General features: G+C 59.1%; 18 protein-coding genes. 15 read left to right on the top strand and 3 right to left on the bottom strand.

All coding sequences use genetic code 11. The annotated features are described in order from the left end of the window. The first annotated feature begins 1 nt into the window (after nucleotide 1). The 9 genes from MARLIPOL_RS02925 to MARLIPOL_RS02885 all read left to right on the top strand — a co-directional run bounded on the left by MARLIPOL_RS02925 (nucleotide 2) and on the right by MARLIPOL_RS02885 (nucleotide 8359). A complete protein-coding gene (locus tag MARLIPOL_RS02925; protein ID WP_012136581.1) occupies nucleotides 2–784 on the top strand; it encodes an NADH-quinone oxidoreductase subunit B family protein in 783 nt (260 codons plus the stop codon). Next, nucleotides 774–2063 carry a Ni/Fe hydrogenase subunit alpha gene (locus MARLIPOL_RS02920; protein WP_012136580.1) on the top strand — a complete coding sequence of 430 codons (1290 nt, stop codon included), beginning with the start codon at nucleotides 774–776 and terminating at the stop codon, nucleotides 2061–2063. The genes MARLIPOL_RS02925 and MARLIPOL_RS02920 overlap by 11 nt, the downstream gene beginning before the upstream one ends. Next, on the top strand, nucleotides 2056–2535 hold the full coding sequence (locus tag MARLIPOL_RS02915; RefSeq protein ID WP_012136579.1) for a hydrogenase maturation protease: 480 nt from the start codon (nucleotides 2056–2058) through the stop codon (nucleotides 2533–2535). Before MARLIPOL_RS02920 ends, MARLIPOL_RS02915 begins: the two co-directional genes overlap by 8 nt. Beyond that, a complete protein-coding gene (locus tag MARLIPOL_RS02910; protein WP_012136578.1) occupies nucleotides 2528–2815 on the top strand; it encodes a hydrogenase/urease maturation nickel metallochaperone HypA in 288 nt (95 codons plus the stop codon). The genes MARLIPOL_RS02915 and MARLIPOL_RS02910 overlap by 8 nt, the downstream gene beginning before the upstream one ends. Next, nucleotides 2812–5157, top strand: a complete 2346-nt coding sequence (hypF, locus tag MARLIPOL_RS02905; protein WP_012136577.1) for a carbamoyltransferase HypF — start codon at nucleotides 2812–2814, stop codon at nucleotides 5155–5157. The genes MARLIPOL_RS02910 and hypF overlap by 4 nt, the downstream gene beginning before the upstream one ends. Beyond that, entirely contained in the window at nucleotides 5130–5375 is a 246-nt protein-coding gene (locus tag MARLIPOL_RS02900) for a HypC/HybG/HupF family hydrogenase formation chaperone (protein WP_012136576.1), read from the top strand. Before hypF ends, MARLIPOL_RS02900 begins: the two co-directional genes overlap by 28 nt. Further along, complete coding sequence (gene hypD / locus MARLIPOL_RS02895; protein ID WP_012136575.1) at nucleotides 5372–6478, top strand: hydrogenase formation protein HypD; 1107 nt, start codon at nucleotides 5372–5374, stop codon at nucleotides 6476–6478. The genes MARLIPOL_RS02900 and hypD overlap by 4 nt, the downstream gene beginning before the upstream one ends. 52 nt (nucleotides 6479–6530) lie before the next feature. Next, entirely contained in the window at nucleotides 6531–7517 is a 987-nt protein-coding gene (gene hypE, locus MARLIPOL_RS02890) for a hydrogenase expression/formation protein HypE (protein ID WP_082446051.1), read from the top strand. Between the two features lie 143 nt (nucleotides 7518–7660). Next, nucleotides 7661–8359 carry a crotonase/enoyl-CoA hydratase family protein gene (locus MARLIPOL_RS02885; protein ID WP_012136573.1) on the top strand — a complete coding sequence of 233 codons (699 nt, stop codon included), beginning with the start codon at nucleotides 7661–7663 and terminating at the stop codon, nucleotides 8357–8359. A gap of 44 nt (nucleotides 8360–8403) precedes the next feature. Here the strand turns inward: MARLIPOL_RS02885 and MARLIPOL_RS02880 are convergent, their stop codons facing one another. Both MARLIPOL_RS02880 and MARLIPOL_RS02875 read right to left on the bottom strand, forming a co-directional pair. Continuing rightward, nucleotides 8404–9042 (bottom strand): TetR family transcriptional regulator, encoded by a 639-nt coding sequence (locus MARLIPOL_RS02880; RefSeq protein WP_012136572.1) that lies wholly within the window; start codon nucleotides 9040–9042, stop codon nucleotides 8404–8406. A gap of 7 nt (nucleotides 9043–9049) precedes the next feature. Further along, nucleotides 9050–9811, bottom strand: coding sequence for an SDR family NAD(P)-dependent oxidoreductase (locus MARLIPOL_RS02875; RefSeq protein ID WP_012136571.1), 762 nt, complete (start codon nucleotides 9809–9811; stop codon nucleotides 9050–9052). Nucleotides 9812–10043: 232 nt separating this feature from the next. On the opposite strand from MARLIPOL_RS02875, the gene MARLIPOL_RS02870 reads away from it, so the two are divergent. The 6 genes from MARLIPOL_RS02870 to MARLIPOL_RS02845 all read left to right on the top strand — a co-directional run bounded on the left by MARLIPOL_RS02870 (nucleotide 10044) and on the right by MARLIPOL_RS02845 (nucleotide 16452). Continuing rightward, on the top strand, nucleotides 10044–11795 hold the full coding sequence (locus tag MARLIPOL_RS02870) for a sensor histidine kinase (protein WP_012136570.1): 1752 nt from the start codon (nucleotides 10044–10046) through the stop codon (nucleotides 11793–11795). Next, entirely contained in the window at nucleotides 11792–12223 is a 432-nt protein-coding gene (locus MARLIPOL_RS02865) for a response regulator (protein WP_012136569.1), read from the top strand. The genes MARLIPOL_RS02870 and MARLIPOL_RS02865 overlap by 4 nt, the downstream gene beginning before the upstream one ends. Before the next feature lie 33 nt (nucleotides 12224–12256). After that, nucleotides 12257–14392, top strand: a complete 2136-nt coding sequence (locus tag MARLIPOL_RS02860; protein ID WP_012136568.1) for a putative bifunctional diguanylate cyclase/phosphodiesterase — start codon at nucleotides 12257–12259, stop codon at nucleotides 14390–14392. 70 nt (nucleotides 14393–14462) lie between these two features. Next, nucleotides 14463–14903, top strand: coding sequence for a universal stress protein (locus MARLIPOL_RS02855; RefSeq protein ID WP_012136567.1), 441 nt, complete (start codon nucleotides 14463–14465; stop codon nucleotides 14901–14903). Between the two features lie 48 nt (nucleotides 14904–14951). Then, a complete protein-coding gene (locus MARLIPOL_RS02850) occupies nucleotides 14952–15374 on the top strand; it encodes a PilZ domain-containing protein (protein WP_082446023.1) in 423 nt (140 codons plus the stop codon). A gap of 22 nt (nucleotides 15375–15396) precedes the next feature. Beyond that, a complete protein-coding gene (locus MARLIPOL_RS02845; RefSeq protein ID WP_036190305.1) occupies nucleotides 15397–16452 on the top strand; it encodes a mechanosensitive ion channel family protein in 1056 nt (351 codons plus the stop codon). A gap of 46 nt (nucleotides 16453–16498) precedes the next feature. Here the strand turns inward: MARLIPOL_RS02845 and MARLIPOL_RS02840 are convergent, their stop codons facing one another. Further along, nucleotides 16499–17425, bottom strand: a complete 927-nt coding sequence (locus MARLIPOL_RS02840; protein ID WP_012136564.1) for a sensor domain-containing diguanylate cyclase — start codon at nucleotides 17423–17425, stop codon at nucleotides 16499–16501. Nucleotides 17426–17637: the final 212 nt, after the last annotated feature.

Genomic DNA, 17637 nt, shown 5'->3' with positions numbered 1-17637 from the left:
TATGGCGCGCTCCGATCACAAGCCACGCCTCGGTGTCTGGAAGTTTGCTTCGTGCGATGGCTGCCAGCTGACGTTGCTGGATTGTGAGGATGAATTGCTTCAGGTCGCCGGGGCGGTCGATATTGCCTATTTCCCGGAAGCCACCCGTGGCAGTGTCCGTGGCACGTACGATCTGTCCCTGGTGGAAGGCTCCATCACCACGCTCCACGACGCCGAGCGTATTCAGGATGTGCGTCGACGCTCGCGAACGCTGGTGACCATCGGGGCCTGTGCCACCGCCGGCGGTATTCAGGCGTTGCGTAATTTCGCCGATATTGACGATTTTATGGCGGCTGTCTATGCGCACCCCGAGTACATTGAGACATTGTCCACCTCCACACCCATTGCCGATCATGTGCCGGTGGATTTCGAACTGCGAGGCTGCCCCATCAGCAAACAGCAGTTACTGGAGGTGGTGTCGGCGTACCTGTGCGGACGGCGACCGGTCACGCCGGCCCATAGCGTCTGTCTGGATTGTAAGCTCAGGGGCAACGTCTGCGTCATGGTGGCTCATGGAACGCCCTGCCTGGGGCCGATGACCCACAGCGGCTGCAACGCCCTGTGTCCGTCCTATAATCGGGGGTGCTACGGTTGTTATGGGCCCAAGGAAAACCCCAACGCGCCTGCTCTGAGTGAGCGCCTGGATCAACTGGGCATGGGCCGGGCGGAACGGTTGCGCTTTTACCGGACGTTCAACGCCTGGGCCGGGCCGTTCCGTGAGGAGAGCGAACGTCATGAGCCGTAAAACCATCAAGGTGGATTACCTGGCGCGGGTCGAGGGCGAGGGCGCCTTAAACGTGACGATCCGGAACGGCCAGGTCAGCAAGGCGGAGTTGCGTATTTTCGAGCCGCCGCGCTTTTTCGAGGCGTTTCTGCGCGGGCGCGACTATGCGGAGGCGCCCGATGTAACTGCCCGCATCTGTGGTATCTGTCCGGTGGCCTACCAGATGAGCGCTGTTCATGCGATGGAGAACGCGCTCGGCATTGAGGTGGAAGGCCAGCTGCGGGCATTGCGGCGATTGTTGTACTGTGGCGAATGGATCGAAAGCCACGCTCTCCACATTTACATGCTGCATGCCCCCGATTTCCTGGGGTACGCCGGGGCGGTGGATATGGCGAGGGATCACCCCGACATCGTCAAACGGGGGCTGTCCCTGAAAAAAGCGGGTAATGCCATCATGAGCCTGTTGGGCGGTCGGGAAATTCATCCCATCAATGTGCGGGTGGGGGGATTCTACCGAACGCCGACCCGCAAGGAACTGGAACCGCTGGCAGAAACCCTGAAACAGGCCCGAGAGGACGCGCTGGCAACTGTGCGCTGGACCGCCGGGCTGTACATGCCGGAAGCCGAGCGGGACTACCATCTGGTTGCGCTGCACCATCCGGATGAGTACGCCATGAATACCGGGCGTATTATTTCCAATCGTGGGCTGGATATCGCTGTCGAGGACTACAATCGCCACTTTGTGGAGTCCCACGTGCTACGCTCCACGGCGCTGCACTCGCACCTGCGCGAGCATGATTGCTATCTGGTCGGCCCCCTGGCGCGCTACAGCCTTAATTACGACCAGCTCTCATACCTGGCCCGGGAGGCGGCCAAAGAAGCCGGTCTGGGTGTGACCTGCACCAACCCGTTTCAGAGCATTGTGGTGCGCAGCGTCGAGGTGGTGTATGCCTGCGATGAGGCCCTGCGCATCATCGACGAATACCAGGAACCGGAACGGCCGTTCGAGACGGCCGAGCCGAAGGCCTCGGAGGGGGGCGGGTGCACCGAGGCCCCGCGGGGACTGCTGTTTCACCGTTACCGGCTCGATGAGAACGGCGGCATCCTTGAGGCGCAGATTGTGCCACCCACGGCGCAGAACCAGCCGAGCATCGAGGCCGACCTGAAAGACCTGGTGGGTGGCTGGCTCGATTTGCCGGCCGACACCCTCCGCGAACGTTGTGAGCAGACCATCCGCAACTACGATCCCTGCATCTCCTGTGCAACGCATTTTCTCAAGCTGGATGTCCGCCATGAGTGATGTCTCTGGTCCCATCAGGGTTATCGGTATCGGCAACCGGGACCGGGGGGACGATGCTCTTGGCCCGCTGGTGGTGGACGCCCTTCGTGATCGATTGCCGGCAACCGTCAGCGCGGTTGAGCACAGTGGCGAAGTGGCCGGGCTCGTGGACCTGATCAGTGGCGCTGACGCGGTGTACCTGGTCGACGCCGCCGTCATGGGGCTTGATCCGGGCAGCTCTCGGGAATTCGACGCCAGCACTTCACCGTTGCCAGCTTTGGGGGGCGCGTTTTCGTCCCATGCGCTGGGGCTATCGGAAGCAATTGAGTTGGCCCGAGCGCTTGATGCGCTGCCTTCGGTATGCCGGGTGTTTGCAGTGGAGGCAACCAGCTTCGAAGCCGGTGAAGGGCTGTCACCACCGGTGGCGGACACGCTGCCCCGGGTGACTCAGGCAGTGATTGACAGGATCAGACAGGAGAGTGGTCATGCATGAAACGGCACTGGTCAAGAATCTGATTCACCGGGTCGAAACGGTGTGCGCGGACGAGAACGCCGAACGGGTCGTGGAAGTGGCAGTATGGCTGGGTGCGCTGTGTCATATGTCCCCGGAGCATTTCACCGATCACTTCCGTCAGGAGGCAGCGGGAACCTGCGCTGAGCAGGCCCATCTCAGGATTGAAACGTCCGACGACATCAACCATCCCCAGGCCCAGGATGTCCTGTTACAGAGTCTGGAGCTGGAGCTGGAGACGGAGGATGAGGCCGGCCCATGACTGACGGCTGCCGGGTCGAAGCCGCGCCAGTGCGTTGGCGTGTCCAGATTCATGGCCTGGTACAGGGTGTGGGATTTCGACCGTTTGTCTATCGACTGGCGACGGGGCTGGGGCTGTCCGGGTGGGTGAGTAACACCCCGGAGGGCGTGGTTGTAGAGGCTGAGGGACACCCGGAGGCGCTGCAGAATCTGGTGTCCGGGCTGAAACAGCAAGCCCCGGTCAATGCTCGCGTGGAGGCAGTGTGCGCGGAACCGATAGCCCGGTCCACGGGGTTGGAAGCGGGTAGAGAGTTCCGCGTGTGCGAGAGTCAGGAGCAGGGCACTGCTGCTACACGGTTACCTGTGGATCTCGCTCCCTGTCGTCAGTGCATCGAGGAACTGCACGATCCCGGCAACCGGCGTTACCGATACCCCTTTATCAATTGCACGGATTGCGGTCCCCGCTACAGTCTGATCGAGGGGTTGCCTTATGACCGTGCCCGAACGGCGATGAGGTATTTTCAAATGTGTTCCCATTGTCTGGCGGAGTATCACGATCCAGCCAGTCGGCGCTTTCATGCCGAGCCCAATGCCTGCCCGGACTGCGGTCCCCGTGTCGCCTTTTGTCAGCCTGATGGCACGGTGCTGGCAGAGGATGAGGCCGCCGTGTCCGAAGCGGTCCGCCGTCTGGCAAAGGGTGACATCATCGCGCTCAAGGGGCTGGGCGGGTTCCAGCTGTTGGCTGATGCTCGCAGCACTCGCGTGGTTCAGACCCTGCGCGAACGAAAGCACCGGCCACGAAAGCCCCTGGCGGTCATGTTCGATTCGTTGGCGTCATTGCAGCAGGTGTGCCCGGTCTCTGCATCGGAAAGCCAGCTGCTCACGGGTCCGGAGCGGCCCATAGTGCTGCTCCGTACGCCTGACTATCATCTGGCCGCCAACCTGGCGCCAGGCAGGGCGGATCTCGGTGTGATGCTACCCTGCACGCCGCTACATGAGCTACTGCTCGGCGATCTGGGGTTTCCGGTGGTCGCGACCAGTGGCAACCTGAGTGGCGAACCGATTGCCATCGATAACCAGGAAGCCTATGCCCGCCTGGGCGCGATTGCCGATGGATTTCTGGTACACGACCGCCCGATTCTGCGACCGCTGGATGATTCCGTCATTCGCGTGTTGGCAGGGCAGCCCCAGATACTCCGGCGGGCCCGCGGCTATTCGCCGAATCTGAGCCTCCCCCGGCCTGTACCAGTCGGGTGGGCGGCGACCGGTGGCCATCTCAAATCCACCGTGGCCCTGAGTACCGGCTCCGGGGTGGTACTGAGCCAGCATCTGGGTGATATGAACAGTGCCCTGGGGCGTGATGGTTTTGTCCTTACGGTGGACGGCCTGCAGACACTGTTCGCAACTGAGCCCCAGTGCTGGGTCCACGATGCCCATCCGGATTACTTCACAACACGCTACGCACAGGACCGAGGTAATGTGCCGTGTGCGGTCCAGCACCATGTTGGGCACATTGCCGCGGTGATGGCTGAACATGGGATCAGTGAGCCGGTGCTTGGAGTGGCGTGGGACGGCAGTGGGCTTGGCGACGATAACACTCTGTGGGGCGGGGAGTTCCTGCGCCTGGACTCACAGGGATACGAGCGCGTGGCACATCTGCGGCAGTTCCGCCTGCCGGGTGGCGAGGCGGCCATGGGAGAACCCCGGCGTTCGGCCCTGGGGCTGTTATACGCGTTACTGGGTGATCAGGTCATGGAATGTGAGGAACTGGCGCCGGTAAGCAGTTTTACCCTGACGGAACGAAAGCTCTTGATCCAGTCGCTCAGTGCCGGCCTGAACGCGCCGGAAACCTCAAGTGTGGGGCGACTGTTTGACGCGGTGGCGGCCTTGTCTGGCATTTGCCAGCAGGCGAGTTACGAGGGGCAGGCGGCGGGCGAGCTGGAGGCGGCCCGTGGTCGCAATTACTGGGCATCGCCCTATCCGTTCGAGCTGTCGGCACCGGAGGCAGGCCGCCCCTGGCAGGTGGATTGGGCGCCGGCGATTCATGCGCTGTTGGACGACGTCCGGCGTGGCCGACCAGTGTCCGGGATATCTGCCGCCTTTCACCAGGGGCTGGTCAACGTCATTGTGGCGGTGGCCAGACAGGCTAAACTGTCGAGAGTTGTGCTGGCTGGCGGGTGTTTCCAGAACGCCTGCCTGCTGGAGTCGACCATAACAGCCCTTGAGGGCGCCGGATTCCAGGTGTTCTGGCCGTGCCGGATACCGCCTAATGATGGCGGGCTGGCGCTGGGTCAGTTGGCCTGGGCAAGCAGAGCGCTTTGGGGCAGGGAGGGGGCATGTGTTTGGCCGTACCGGGACGCCTGATCAGTATTGATGGCGAGGATCCGCTTACCCGTCAGGGGCGCGTCGATTTTGGCGGTGTTATCAAGTCAGTCAATCTGGCCTACGTGCCCGAGGTGCAAGAGCAGGACTATGTGCTGGTGCATGTGGGATTTGCCATTACCATCGTCGACCCGCGCGAGGCCGAGCGTGTATTCGAGTACCTCCGCACCCTGGAACAGGAGGCGGACGAGCCGCAATGAAGTACCGTGACGAATACCGCACTGCAGATGCCGCCCGCGGGTATGCGGATGCCATCGCCCGCATCACCACAAGGCCCTGGACCCTCATGGAAGTCTGTGGGGGGCAGACCCACGCCATCGTGCGCTTCGGGATCGATCAGCTGCTGCCGGACACAATCTCCCTGATCCATGGCCCCGGATGCCCGGTGTGTGTGACCCCCATCGCCTACATTGACAAGGCTTTGGAAATTGCCGGACTCCCCGGGGTCATTCTCTGCACCTTCGGCGATATGCTGCGGGTGCCCGGGACGCATTCGGATCTGTCTGCTGCCCGGGCGCGGGGGGCGGATGTCCGGGTGGTGTATTCGCCTCTGGAAGCACTGACGGTGGCCAGAGAGAACCCTGGCCATGAGGTGGTTTTCTTTGCGGTCGGATTTGAAACCACGGCCCCGGCCAATGCCATGGCGGTGTATCAGGCCGAGCGGGCAGGGCTTGAGAATTTCTCGGTGCTGGTCTCCCAGGTGCTGGTGCCACCGGCCATTCGCGCCTTGCTGGAACGCCCGGGCAATCAGGTTCAGGGATTTCTGGCCGCGGGCCACGTCTGCACCATTACCGGGTATGAAGCTTACGAGCCCATTGCCCTTGAGCACGGTGTTCCCATTGTCGTGACCGGCTTCGAACCCCTGGATATCCTGGAGGGGGTGTACCGCTGCGTGCGCCAGCTGGAGCGAGGTGAGAGCTGTGTTGAAAACCAGTACAGCCGCGCCGTCCGCCGCCCGGGTAATGCCATGGCCCGGCATGTGATGCAGGCAGTCTTCCAGGTGGTGCCCAGGCAATGGCGGGGCATGGGAGGCATCCCGGAGAGTGGGCTGGGGGTGTCGCCGGCCTACAGATCCTTCGATGCAGAAGCCCGTTTCGGCACCGTGAACGGCGAGGCTGAGGCGCAGGGCGAATGCCTCAGTGGGGCCGTGTTGCGGGGCGAAATCCGCCCTGACCAATGCCCCGCCTTCGGCACCCGCTGTACTCCGGAGCGTCCGCTTGGGGTGACGATGGTGTCCGAGGAGGGCGCCTGTGCCGCCTATTACCGTTATCGCCGACCGGTGGGAGATCAAGCGAGTGACTGACAGCTGCAACAATCGATGCCCACCGTTGAACGATGATCATGATGTGGTAAAGATGGCCCACGGTGGTGGCGGTCGGGCGATGGCGCAGTTGCTTGATGATGTTTTTCGCCCGGCATTTGATAACCCCTGGCTGGCAAAACAGCACGACGGCGCGGTGGTGGAGATGCCCGGAGCCATGGCGTTCACGACGGACTCATACGTGGTACGGCCGCTGTTCTTTCCGGGCTCTGATATCGGAACCATGGCGGTACATGGCACAGTCAACGACCTCGCCATGTGCGGAGCCAGGCCGCAATACCTGAGCGCCGGTTTTATTCTCGAAGAAGGTCTTCCTCTGGCCACGTTGCGCCGAGTCGTGGATTCCATGGCGGCCGCAGCTGTCGAAGCAGGCGTGCAGATAGTGACCGGCGATTTGAAGGTAGTGGAACGGGGCAAGGCAGATGGCGTGTACATCAACACCGCTGGGGTCGGGAAAGTGGTAGCCCCTAAACCTGTGGAACCCACCCGGATACAGCCCGGTGACCGGATTCTGCTCAGTGGCGATCTTGGACGTCACGGCGTCGCGGTGATGACGGCACGGGAGAAACTGGAGCTGGAATCAGCGATTGAGAGCGATTGCGCTTCAGTTGTACAGCCGGTCCTGGCATTGCTGGAAGAAGGGATAGACGTTCGCTGTCTCCGTGACCTCACTCGCGGAGGACTCGCCAGTGCACTGGTGGAAGTAGCGGAAAGTGCCGGTCTGGCAGCAGAGATCCGGGAAGTGGATATTCCGGTGCGGGAGGACGTATCGGCGTTTTGCGACCTGCTGGGGCTGGATCCCCTGCATGTGGCCAACGAGGGCCGCTTTATCGCCATCGTGGCCGAGCAGGATGTGGCTAGGGCAACTGACATTCTCAGGCGGTATCCGGTGAGCCAGGGGGCGGTTGAGATCGGCCATTTCGTGCAAGGAGCCGCCGGATTGGTAACAGCATCCAGCATGATCGGTGCCAGCCGGGTGATTGACCGACTTTCCGGAGAGCAACTGCCCCGTATCTGTTAGGCCGACATCCCGTGACACATCGCGCCCCTGGCCGTTGAGGTAGCGAGTAAACAACTTGACGGGAAAGGGGCGTGCTGGGATCTTTGTGCCTATTGCGTTTCCAAACACTCACTTTAATGCCAGCTTTTCAGGAGAACAGGCCTGTGACCGATCTTGTTAGTTATGAACTGAATGACGGAATTGCCACGATTACGATAGCCAATGGTAAGGCCAACGTCTTGAGCCATGAGGTATTCGAGGGCCTGAATAGCGCACTGGATCAGGCGGAACAGGACAAGGCCGTCGTTATCCTGACCGGTCAGCCCGGTATATTTTCCGCTGGCTACGACCTGAAAGAGATGCAAAAGGGTCCCAAGGAAGCCGCCACACTGGTGAAGGTCGGTTCCACATTGACGCGCCGCCTGGCAGCCTTCCCCCTTCCGGTGATTGGCGCCTGCAGTGGTCACGCGATCGCTAAAGGCGCGTTCATCCTGTTGTCTGTGGATCACCGCATCGGGGTTGAAGGGCCGTTCAAGCTGGGCCTGAATGAGGTGGCCATCGGCATGACCATGCACCACGCAGGCATCGAGATTGCCCGTCATCGTCTGGCGCCGGCGCACTTCTACCGCTCCGTGGTGAATGCGGAAATCTACAACCCGGAAGGCGCCGTCGAGGCCGGTTTTCTGGATGAGGTGGTACCCCAGGATGCACTGCTTGAGCGGGCAGGGGCACTGGCCACCCAGTTCAAGCAGCTCAACATGCGTGCGCACCGCGAGACCAAAGTAAAAGCCAAGGCGGACTACCTGGCGTTGCTGGACCGTTGTATCCAGCAGGACGCCGAGAGTCTGGGGTTGAACGGCTGAGAGTCCTGTCCCGGTTGCCGGGTGGCTAGTTACCCGGCTGTTGATTATCCCTTCTGAAAGGCATCGTTCAGAGCCTGCAGGTGGTTCCGCAAGGTTGGCTCGAACGCCATTTTGAAGACCGTCAACGGTGGTTGCTCCATGGCCTTGCGCGCGGCTTCCGGCGGGTGGGTCATATGCCAGCACCCGATCAGCGCCTGCTGGCACTGCATCAGGAACTGAAAGCAGGCGGCCTCATCGCGACCGCTGGCGGACTTGATGGGTTCTGCCAGTAGCCGTGACTGTTCCAGAAGGAACAGTTTGAAATTACGGGCCTCCTGCTCGGTCAGCCCGGTTTCCAGGGCGATGTGCAAGATGGCGTTCAGGCTGCAGAAGAGCGGGTGTGCGATCAACAGATCGGCCAGGTCATCCGGCAGGTTGATGGCTTCCCTGGATTGTGCGTCCTGCACCAGGGCGTTAAAGGCGCGCTGGTATACGGCAATGAACAGCAGCTCCTTGCTTCTGAAATAACGGTACAGCGCAGCCTTGGTCAGTCCGCTGGCCGCAGCAACGTCCGCCAGTGTCAGTTGGTCGTAGCGGCGGCTGACGAATAGCTCTGCCGCCGCATCAAGAATCTGCTGTTCCCGGGTGATCTTTTCCGCTTCCGTGCGTGCTCGTTTTTTACCACCGCAAAGCCTGCTCTTCATAGTGTCTCTATGCCTGTAACCAGCCTGCAATGCGCCGGTTAATGAGTCGGGGAGAAATTTTGCCCAACCATACCATTAACCGGTTACGCAGTCCCGGAATGACAATGGCGCTGCGGCGCTTGGCGAGCGCCTGTTTCACGACGGCTTCAGCCGACATGGCGCCGGCCTTGAACAGCTTGGTGTTGGTCATGTTGGCTTCAGCCGCGAACTCTGATTCGGTCGCTCCGGGGCACAGGGCATTGACTGCCACGCCTGAATCCCGCAACTCCTCATGCAGAGCTTCGGAGAAGGACAGCACAAAAGCCTTGGTGGCGTAGTAGATTGCCATGTTGGGGCCGGCCTGGAACGCGGCGGTAGACGCGACATTGATAATGAAGCTGCCCTGGTTTTTCTTCAGGTTGGGCAAGAGCTTCCAGGTGAGTGATACCAGTGAAGCCACGTTCACCTGGATCATGTTGAGCTGACGTTCCAGAGAAAGCTCTGTAAAGGCACCCCGGTCACCAAAACCGGCGTTGTTTACCAGGCCGCCAAGCTTCCAGCCGGAGGATGCGACCGCTGCGGCAACCTTTTCGGCGCCGTCCGCTGCGGCCAGGTCTGCGGCCAGAACTTCAACGGACACACCATGCTGTACAGACAACTCACTGGCCAGAGCGGTCAGGCGATCTTCACGTCGGGCCACGAGAATCAGGTTCTGTTTTTCCGCAGCAAGTTCGCGGGCAAACACTTCGCCAATGCCGGCGCTGGCGCCAGTGATCAGGACATAGTTCATGGTTTCTGCCTCATTAAGTGAACGATGGTCACTTAATATACGACAGCCTTCATTCGGTGTAAATAACCTCCGGTCACTTATTTCATTGAACCTGGTCGGTGGTGGGTGAGCCCCAGTGCTCGTGATGTGGATAGAAAAGCTACGCAACTGACTGGAAAATATCCAAAAATTGGCGAACTCTCTATATGAGGTCTACCCTAGGGCATAGGCATGCAAGGGAGAATGCTCAGCCATGGAGTCAGAGACGTCCGGTTTACCCCGATTTATGGCACTCGCCCGCCGGTTATTCTTTGCCAGTTCGACGTCAGGCGGAGGCAACGTTGAAGCGGTGCCATCCGATGTTGCACGCAGGATTACTCTGGGTGTACTGGTGTTTGCTGCCCTGTTGTTCGCACTGCTGATTTTCCTGATTATTACCTTTGCCCATCGATCCATAGAGCAGGAGCTGACCAGGAACAATGCCTCAATGGTAGGGCTGGTCCAGCAAGTGGTCGCTGAGTACTTTTCCTCGTTTTCAGACATGGGGGTACTGGTATCAGAGCGTCCAGACCTGATTGATGCCGTTCGTGAGCGCGACGTGGAGCGGGTGCGGGCACACCTGCGGGCCCTGGTAGCAAGCCATCCCGACAACAGTCGGGCATTCATTGCCGATGCTGACGGTGTGTTGCGCTATGACTACCCGGTGGATACCAGCGTCCTGGGACAGGATTTCTCATACCGGGACTGGTACCGGGGAGTGTCTGAGGACCAGCGCCCCTACCTGTCGCTGATCTATCAACGTGTTGCCCTGGATGCCCCCTACGTAGTGGCCCTGGCGACGCCCATCAGTAGCGACGGCGACACCCTTGGTTATCTGGTCTACCAGCGAACGGTTCAGGGCCTCGCCGCCTGGATCGCCCGTTACCGCCCTCGACCAGGGGCCATCCGGATGATTGATCGGCAGGGTACAACGGCACAGATCCACGCAGACGCCCCAAGTCATCTGTGGGCGGAGCATGAACTGGTACACCTTGCACTGGCTGGCGGCACAGGCACGGGCCATGGGGTTGATCCAGAGAATGGAGAGGAAAGCCTGATCAGTTATGGGCCGGTGGAGCCGTTTGGTTGGGCGGTCGTGGTCAGCCGGCCATGGATTGCGATCTTTGCTACCGCCCGCGAGTTGGGCTGGCATATTGTTGGCTTTGCCCTGCTGGCCCTTTTGATCATAGGGGTGATGGGCTATTTCTGGCTGCGTACTCTCATGCAGTACCAGCGTTCACTGGAGGTCAGGAATGAGGTGGTCAACGACTATGCAGAGAAGCTCCAGGCCGCGAATAAGGAACTGGAGTCGTTCACCTATTCAGTGTCCCATGACCTGAGGTCGCCCTTGCGTGCCATGGATGGCTTCTCCCGGATACTTGCCGAGGAATATCGGGCAGAGTTACCTGAAAAAGCCCGCCGCTATGTTGGCCTGGTACGTGAAAATGCCGTCCATATGGGGCAATTGGTGGATGACTTGCTGGCCTTTTCCCGGCTGGGTCGTCACAGCCTTAAGATCCAGTCAGTAGATCCTAATCCGATTGTCAGTGCGGTGCTTGAAGAGATCGTCACTGAGGAGGATCAAAACAGTGAGATCCAGCGCCAGGATCTGGAGGCGTGTCGTGCCGATGCCAGCCTGTTGAGACAGGTATTCAGTAACCTGATCAGCAATGCACTCAAATACAGCCGCAAGAGTGAGCACCCGAAAATCACCATCGGCTGTGAGACCGAAGGTGATGAGGTTGTTTACTACGTCATGGACAATGGCGTGGGCTTTGACATGGCTTATGCGCACAAGCTTTTCGGGGTATTCCAGAGGCTTCATCGCGCGGAGGATTTTCCCGGAACCGGGGTGGGGCTGGCCATTGTTCACCGTATTGTCGACCGGCACGGCGGCCGGATCTGGGCCGAAGCCAGGCCCGATCATGGCGCCACCTTCTACTTTTCTCTGGGGGCCTCACAATGAGCACACAGCCTTTACGTATCCTGTTGGTGGAAGATAACCCGAACGATCTGGAGCTGACCATGCACGCCCTCAGCGCCAGCAAACTCAGCAATCCCGTAGTGGTGGCCCGCGATGGAGCCGAGGCATTGGAGCAGCTGTTTGGCAAGGAGGGTCAGGCAACGCCGCCGGAGCCACCCCAGCTGATTCTGCTGGACCTGAAGCTACCCAAAGTGGATGGGCTGGAGGTGCTTGAGCGTATCAAGGGCGATGCTCGTACGCGGACCATCCCGGTTGTGGTTCTGACCTCGTCCAGTGAGGGACCGGATATTGACCGGGCCTATCGCTTGGGGGTCAACAGTTACATCGTTAAGCCCGTGGATTTCGGGCAGTTTTGCAACACCGTCAAACAACTGGGCATGTACTGGTTGCTACTGAACCAACCCGTTTAAAGGAATAAATCCTCGCAGGAGCACAGAGGGCCTATGACTCGCCCAATTCGAGTATTGATGCTGGAAGATAACACCGGTGACGCGGAGCTTACGATTCATGAGCTTCAGCGGGCCGGTTTTGAGCCGGACTGGGTGCGGGTGGACACGGAACAGGCATTTGTCCAGCGCCTGGATCCGGACCTTGACCTGATAATCGCGGACTTCCAACTGCCCCAGTTTAACGGCCTGGAAGCCCTGCACCATGTGCGGACGCGGAATCTGGACGTGCCGGTTATTATCGTGTCCGGCACCATTGGGGAGGAGATGGCGGTGCGGCTCATCAAGGAAGGGGCTGCTGATTATCTGCTGAAGGATCGCCTGGCCCGCCTGGGCGTGGCTGTCGGTCAGGCGCTGGATGCGCACCGGCAGCGAGTGGAAAAAAGACGGGCCGAGCAGGCTATTCTGCGGATGAACCGTATTCGCGCCGTGCTCAGTGGTATCAATGCCACGATTGTCCGTGTGCGTGACCGCAGCCAGCTCCTGGCCCAGGGCTGCGAGATTGTGCGTACCCGTGGTGAGTTTGAGCATGTGTGGATCGGATTGTGTGAACCTTCGGGGGTTGACCTGTACTGGATCGACCCGGAGGGAAGCGATGTGCCCAATGCCGCTCCCCCGCCGCCCCTTGAGCAGCTGGCAACGCTGGCGCTGGATCGGGGGCGACCGGTGTTCCGCAGCGATCATGAGGACGGGGCGGAGGGGCATGCCGTCGCCGTGCTGCCGATGGAGCACCTGGACAAGTGGATTGGCGTCCTTGGCCTGAGCGCTAATCGCGATCTGGACAACGAGGAGCTGTCGATGCTGGTGGAGGTGGCTGCGGACCTCGCCTTCGCCCTGGACTACATCGACAAGGCCTCTCGTCTTGACTGCCTGGCATATTACGACCCGGTTACCGGACTCCCCAACCGGCGCCTGTTGAGCGAACGTCTGGAGCAGGCCATGCAGATGTCGATCGAAAAGTCGGCGTCCGCGGTGGCCGTGGTCGGATTTGATCAGTTGTCGAGTATGATCGAGACCTTTGGGCAGTCTGTGGTTGATGATCTCTGCCGGTCGATTGCCAAGCGGCTGGAGCACACCCTGGGTACGCGAAAAGTGCTTGCCCATTTCGGGGCCGGTGTGTTTGCGGTGATGTTTCCCGGACAAATAGCGGGTGCGGCACTGGGGCACGCTATCGAGGCCAGTATCATGGACCCGCTGTCGGAGCCGTTCGAGCTACATGGCAAGGAACTGCGGCTGTCCGTTCGCGTCGGGATTGCTGTGGCTCCGGGGGATGGGCTGGAGGCCGAGATCCTGTTGCACAATGCCGAAGCTGCCCTGATCAAGTGCCGTGATTCCCAGGAGCACTATTCGTTTTATTCCCAGGAAATACATCAGCGCATGAGCCGTAAGCTGAACCTGGAAAACCGACTCCGAGTTGCCCTGGAGAAGGATCAGTTCGTCCTGTTCTACCAGCCGAAGGTTGATTCGAAAACCGGAGAGCTGACTGGGGTAGAAGCGCTGTTGCGCTGGGAGGACCCGGAACGGGGGTTGGTAGCGCCCGGCGAGTTCATTCCGTTGCTGGAAGAAACCGGGTTGATCGTTGAGGTAGGCAACTGGGTCATCGGTAGGGCCGTGGCCGATTACCGGGACTGGCGGGCGAGGGGCATTGGTATACCCATGGTGGCGGTGAATGTGTCCCCCAGGCAATTACGGGACAAACATTTCGTCGACCTCATCGGGCACGCCGTGGATGAGGTTGGGGAAGGTCACCTGGAACTGGAAATCACCGAGAGTGTCCTCATGGAGGATACCGAGGGTAGCATCAAGACCCTCGGTATCCTGCGCGAACTTGGTGCCAAAGTTGCGATCGATGACTTTGGTACGGGGTACTCGTCGCTGAGTTACCTTAGCCGAATGCCCGTTACCGCGCTGAAGATCGACCAATCCTTTGTCTTCAGCATGACCAAGGGGCCGAATGACCTGGCGATCGTTACCAGCATCATCTCTTTGGCTCATTCTATGAACCTGATGGTGATTGCCGAAGGTGTGGAAACCGAGGAGCAGGCCCGGCTTCTGCGCCTGTTACGCTGTGACCAGATGCAGGGTTACCTGTACGGCAGGCCAAACCGATCCGTGCCGTTGCCCTCGCGTTGACTCCGATCAACCTTGCGATATCCAGATCAGTGCTACTCTGATAACACATACATAGGAAAGAGGCCTCGTCATGGACAAAGGTTCCCAAAGCATTGTTGTTGCCTGTGATGGTTCGGATCAATCACTAAGCGCGGCAAAAATGGCCGCTGACCTGGCTGATGCCACGGGCCACCCACTGAAACTGTTAGCGGTGTCACCTTATTCACAGACCGAGACACTGGTGATTGCCGGCTACGAGCAAACCAAGGTTGATGCTGCCAAGGAACAATATGGCCGCAAAGTATTCGATGCTACGAAGAAGGCCCTGGGTGGTCGGGCTGACTCTGCGGAAGAGATTCTACTTAGCGGAGATCCGGCGCATGAAATCATCGAGTACATACACAGCAATTCAGGCACTCACCTGGTGCTGGGTCGACGCGGTTACTCGGCGGTGCGCAGTCTTACCCTTGGCAGCGTAAGCGAAAAAATAGTCAGGCACGCCACCGGCCCCGTTACCGTGGTAGGGCCATAGACCCGTCCCGGGCTTTCGCTCTCCATGGGAGAATAGCGGCAAGGGGGAATGAATATGCGGCGCTTTATACGTCACCCCACGGATTTCCCGATCCTTGTGTTCTCAAAGGATGGCTCCCATGGCGACGAGGCCAGCTTGTGTGACATCAGCCAAGGTGGTCTGGCCTGCAGTCTCCAAAGAAAGTTCCGGCTTGGGGAGTCGGTTGCGCTGGGGATTCCATCATTACAACAGGATTACCGGATCTCCGGCCAGATTGTGAGATGCAGACGCTGCAGTAAGGGCTACCGGGTCGGCATCCAGTTCAGCGATGAAACCGAGGCCTTTAAAAGCAAAATGGTAGAGCAGGTGTGTCAGATAGAGCACTTCCGCCGGGAGCTCTGCCGGGATGGCTGTGAAATGGACATTGAGACTGCGGCGCGTGAATGGATTGAGCGCTATGGTAGTCAATTTGCGGATATCTTTTCAGGATAGATAACCGTGGGCTCACGGAGGCGTGTTATTGGAAGTATTTGAGCTCGTGTTCAAAGCATGGTTATGGCCTGGGTTATCGGCAGTTCTTGCCGTGGTCGTTACGTTTGTAATCTACCGGCTGGCTCTGGTACTGGTTCGTCATTTCTCTGAGTCGAGAGCGGTGCCGAGGTTGTTTCTCGATGCTGCGGCCAGGGCCCTTGGGGTGGTGGTCTGTCTCCTGGCACTGACGGGGTCGTTAAAGGCAGCGCCGGACGATTTGCCATGGTTGGCCGGGATTCAGCAAGTCACGACTTTATTGCTCATTCTTGCGTTGACTTGGGCGGCGGTTCGGCTGACCTCCGCCATTGGCGATGTCATTGTTGTACTGAACCCGGCACTGGAGGGCCAGTGGAAGCGGGCCCGCAAAGTGGAAACCCAAACCCGATTCCTGGTCCGGGCACTGAACATCCTCATCGTGATTATTGGTTTGGGCGCGGCCCTGATGACCTTTGAGTCGGTTCAGCATATGGGGGCGAGCCTGCTCGCTTCCGCCGGTGTTGGCGGCCTTATTCTCGGCTTTGCCGCTCGGCCGGTGCTGAGCAACCTGCTGGCCGGGATGCAGATTGCACTCACACAGCCATTTCGTATAGACGATGTGCTGCATGTACAGGGCGAGTGGTGCTGGGTGGAGGAGGTGACTGCCACCTATGTCGTGTTAAGGGTCTGGGACCTGCGCCGGCTGGTTGTCCCGTTACAATGGTTTATTGAGAACCCGTTCCAGAACTGGTCCAGAAACAGTTCGGATTTGCTGGGCACGGTGTTTGTCTGGGTGGATTACACCATGCCGGTAGAGCCACTTCGACAGGAGTTCAACCGTTTATTAGGTGAGTCGAATCTTTGGGACGGTAAATTGGCGACGGTGCAGGTCACGGACACCAGTGACCAGGCCATGCAGGTGCGGTTTCTGATGAGCGCCTCAAGCTCCAGCAATAACTGGGACTTGAGGTGCGCTGTCCGTGAAGGGCTGGTCACCTTTATCCAGGAGCACTATCCCGCTCAGCTGCCGCGCCTGAGGGCTCGGCTGGTGGAAAATGGGTAGAGATTGCAGCGTAGGTTGGGGGGCTGGATGCTGTTCTCCGGGCCCGCTAACCAAGTTCAATCCTATTTCTCCCGTTTTCCTTAGCCCGGTAGAGCGAGCGGTCTGCCTGGTTGATGAAGTGCTCTTTATCCATTTCCATGGTTGGTATCACCGTGGCAACGCCGACGCTGACGGTTAGCCAAGGTTCGGTCGATGACATTTCGTTGGGAATCCTCAGGCTGGCAATCTTTTGGCGCAATCGGTCTGCCAACTCAGTAGCTTGCCTTTCCGGGGTATTGCTCCAAACCAGTGCGAATTCCTCACCACCAATGCGTGCACAACTGTCTCCCGGTCGATTGGTAAATTCCCTGAGTGTCTGCCCGACTCTTTTCAGACATTCGTCGCCTATGGGGTGCCCATAGGTATCGTTAACCAGCTTGAAGTGATCAATATCCACCATGGCTAAAGATAATGGCCGCCTCTCCCGCATCGCCAGTTGCCATTCATTGTGGAGTTTTTGGTCGAAGCTACGACGGTTTTCCAGTCCGGTAACGGTATCGACGCCGGATAACCTGAGGACTTCCTGCTCGGCAAGTTTCCGGTCAGTGATGTCATGATGGGTAATGACATAGAACAGACTGGTTGCGAGGTTAAAGGGCGTGACCCTCATGGTGAACCAGCGTTCTTTCTGCGGACTGTGGCAGGGGTATTCATGATTAAAAAAAGATACACGCTCCTCAATGACCGAGCGAATGCCCTTGGCAGCCTCCTGGGCGGATTCGTCTCCCTGGCGGGCCGCCCGGTCACAATTTTCAAGGTAGTTCTGGTGCAGCCAATCATTATTGATGACACAGCCGTTGTCCTGCCCAAATATTTCCCAGCTTTTGTTGACAAAGAGAATTCGGCCCTGATTATCGATAACAACAATATGTTCGGTGATGGAATCAAGAATCGATTTAAAAAATCCATCATTGTTGCCTAGATCTTCCGACATCGGGCACTCCCGGGGTTAAGGCGCAAAAGCAATCTTCTTATCTTTCAGTTCTCGTGCAGGGAAGATAGCTGCCCAGGTGGCGAAGGGGCAGGGATAAGGATTGCACGCATGGTTAGACATAGCTGCGGACTCTCCGGGGTTCCAGAATCTCCCCAACAGAAAGCATAGTGCATCTGGCCCAGAAAAGTCTGAGCCAGATCAATAAGAGTGGC

Origin of the sequence: Marinobacter lipolyticus SM19 (assembly GCF_000397065.2) — a bacterium.
GTDB classification, from domain to species: Bacteria; Pseudomonadota; Gammaproteobacteria; order Pseudomonadales; family Oleiphilaceae; genus Marinobacter; species Marinobacter lipolyticus.
This window is presented reverse-complemented; position numbering and strand designations above follow the sequence as displayed.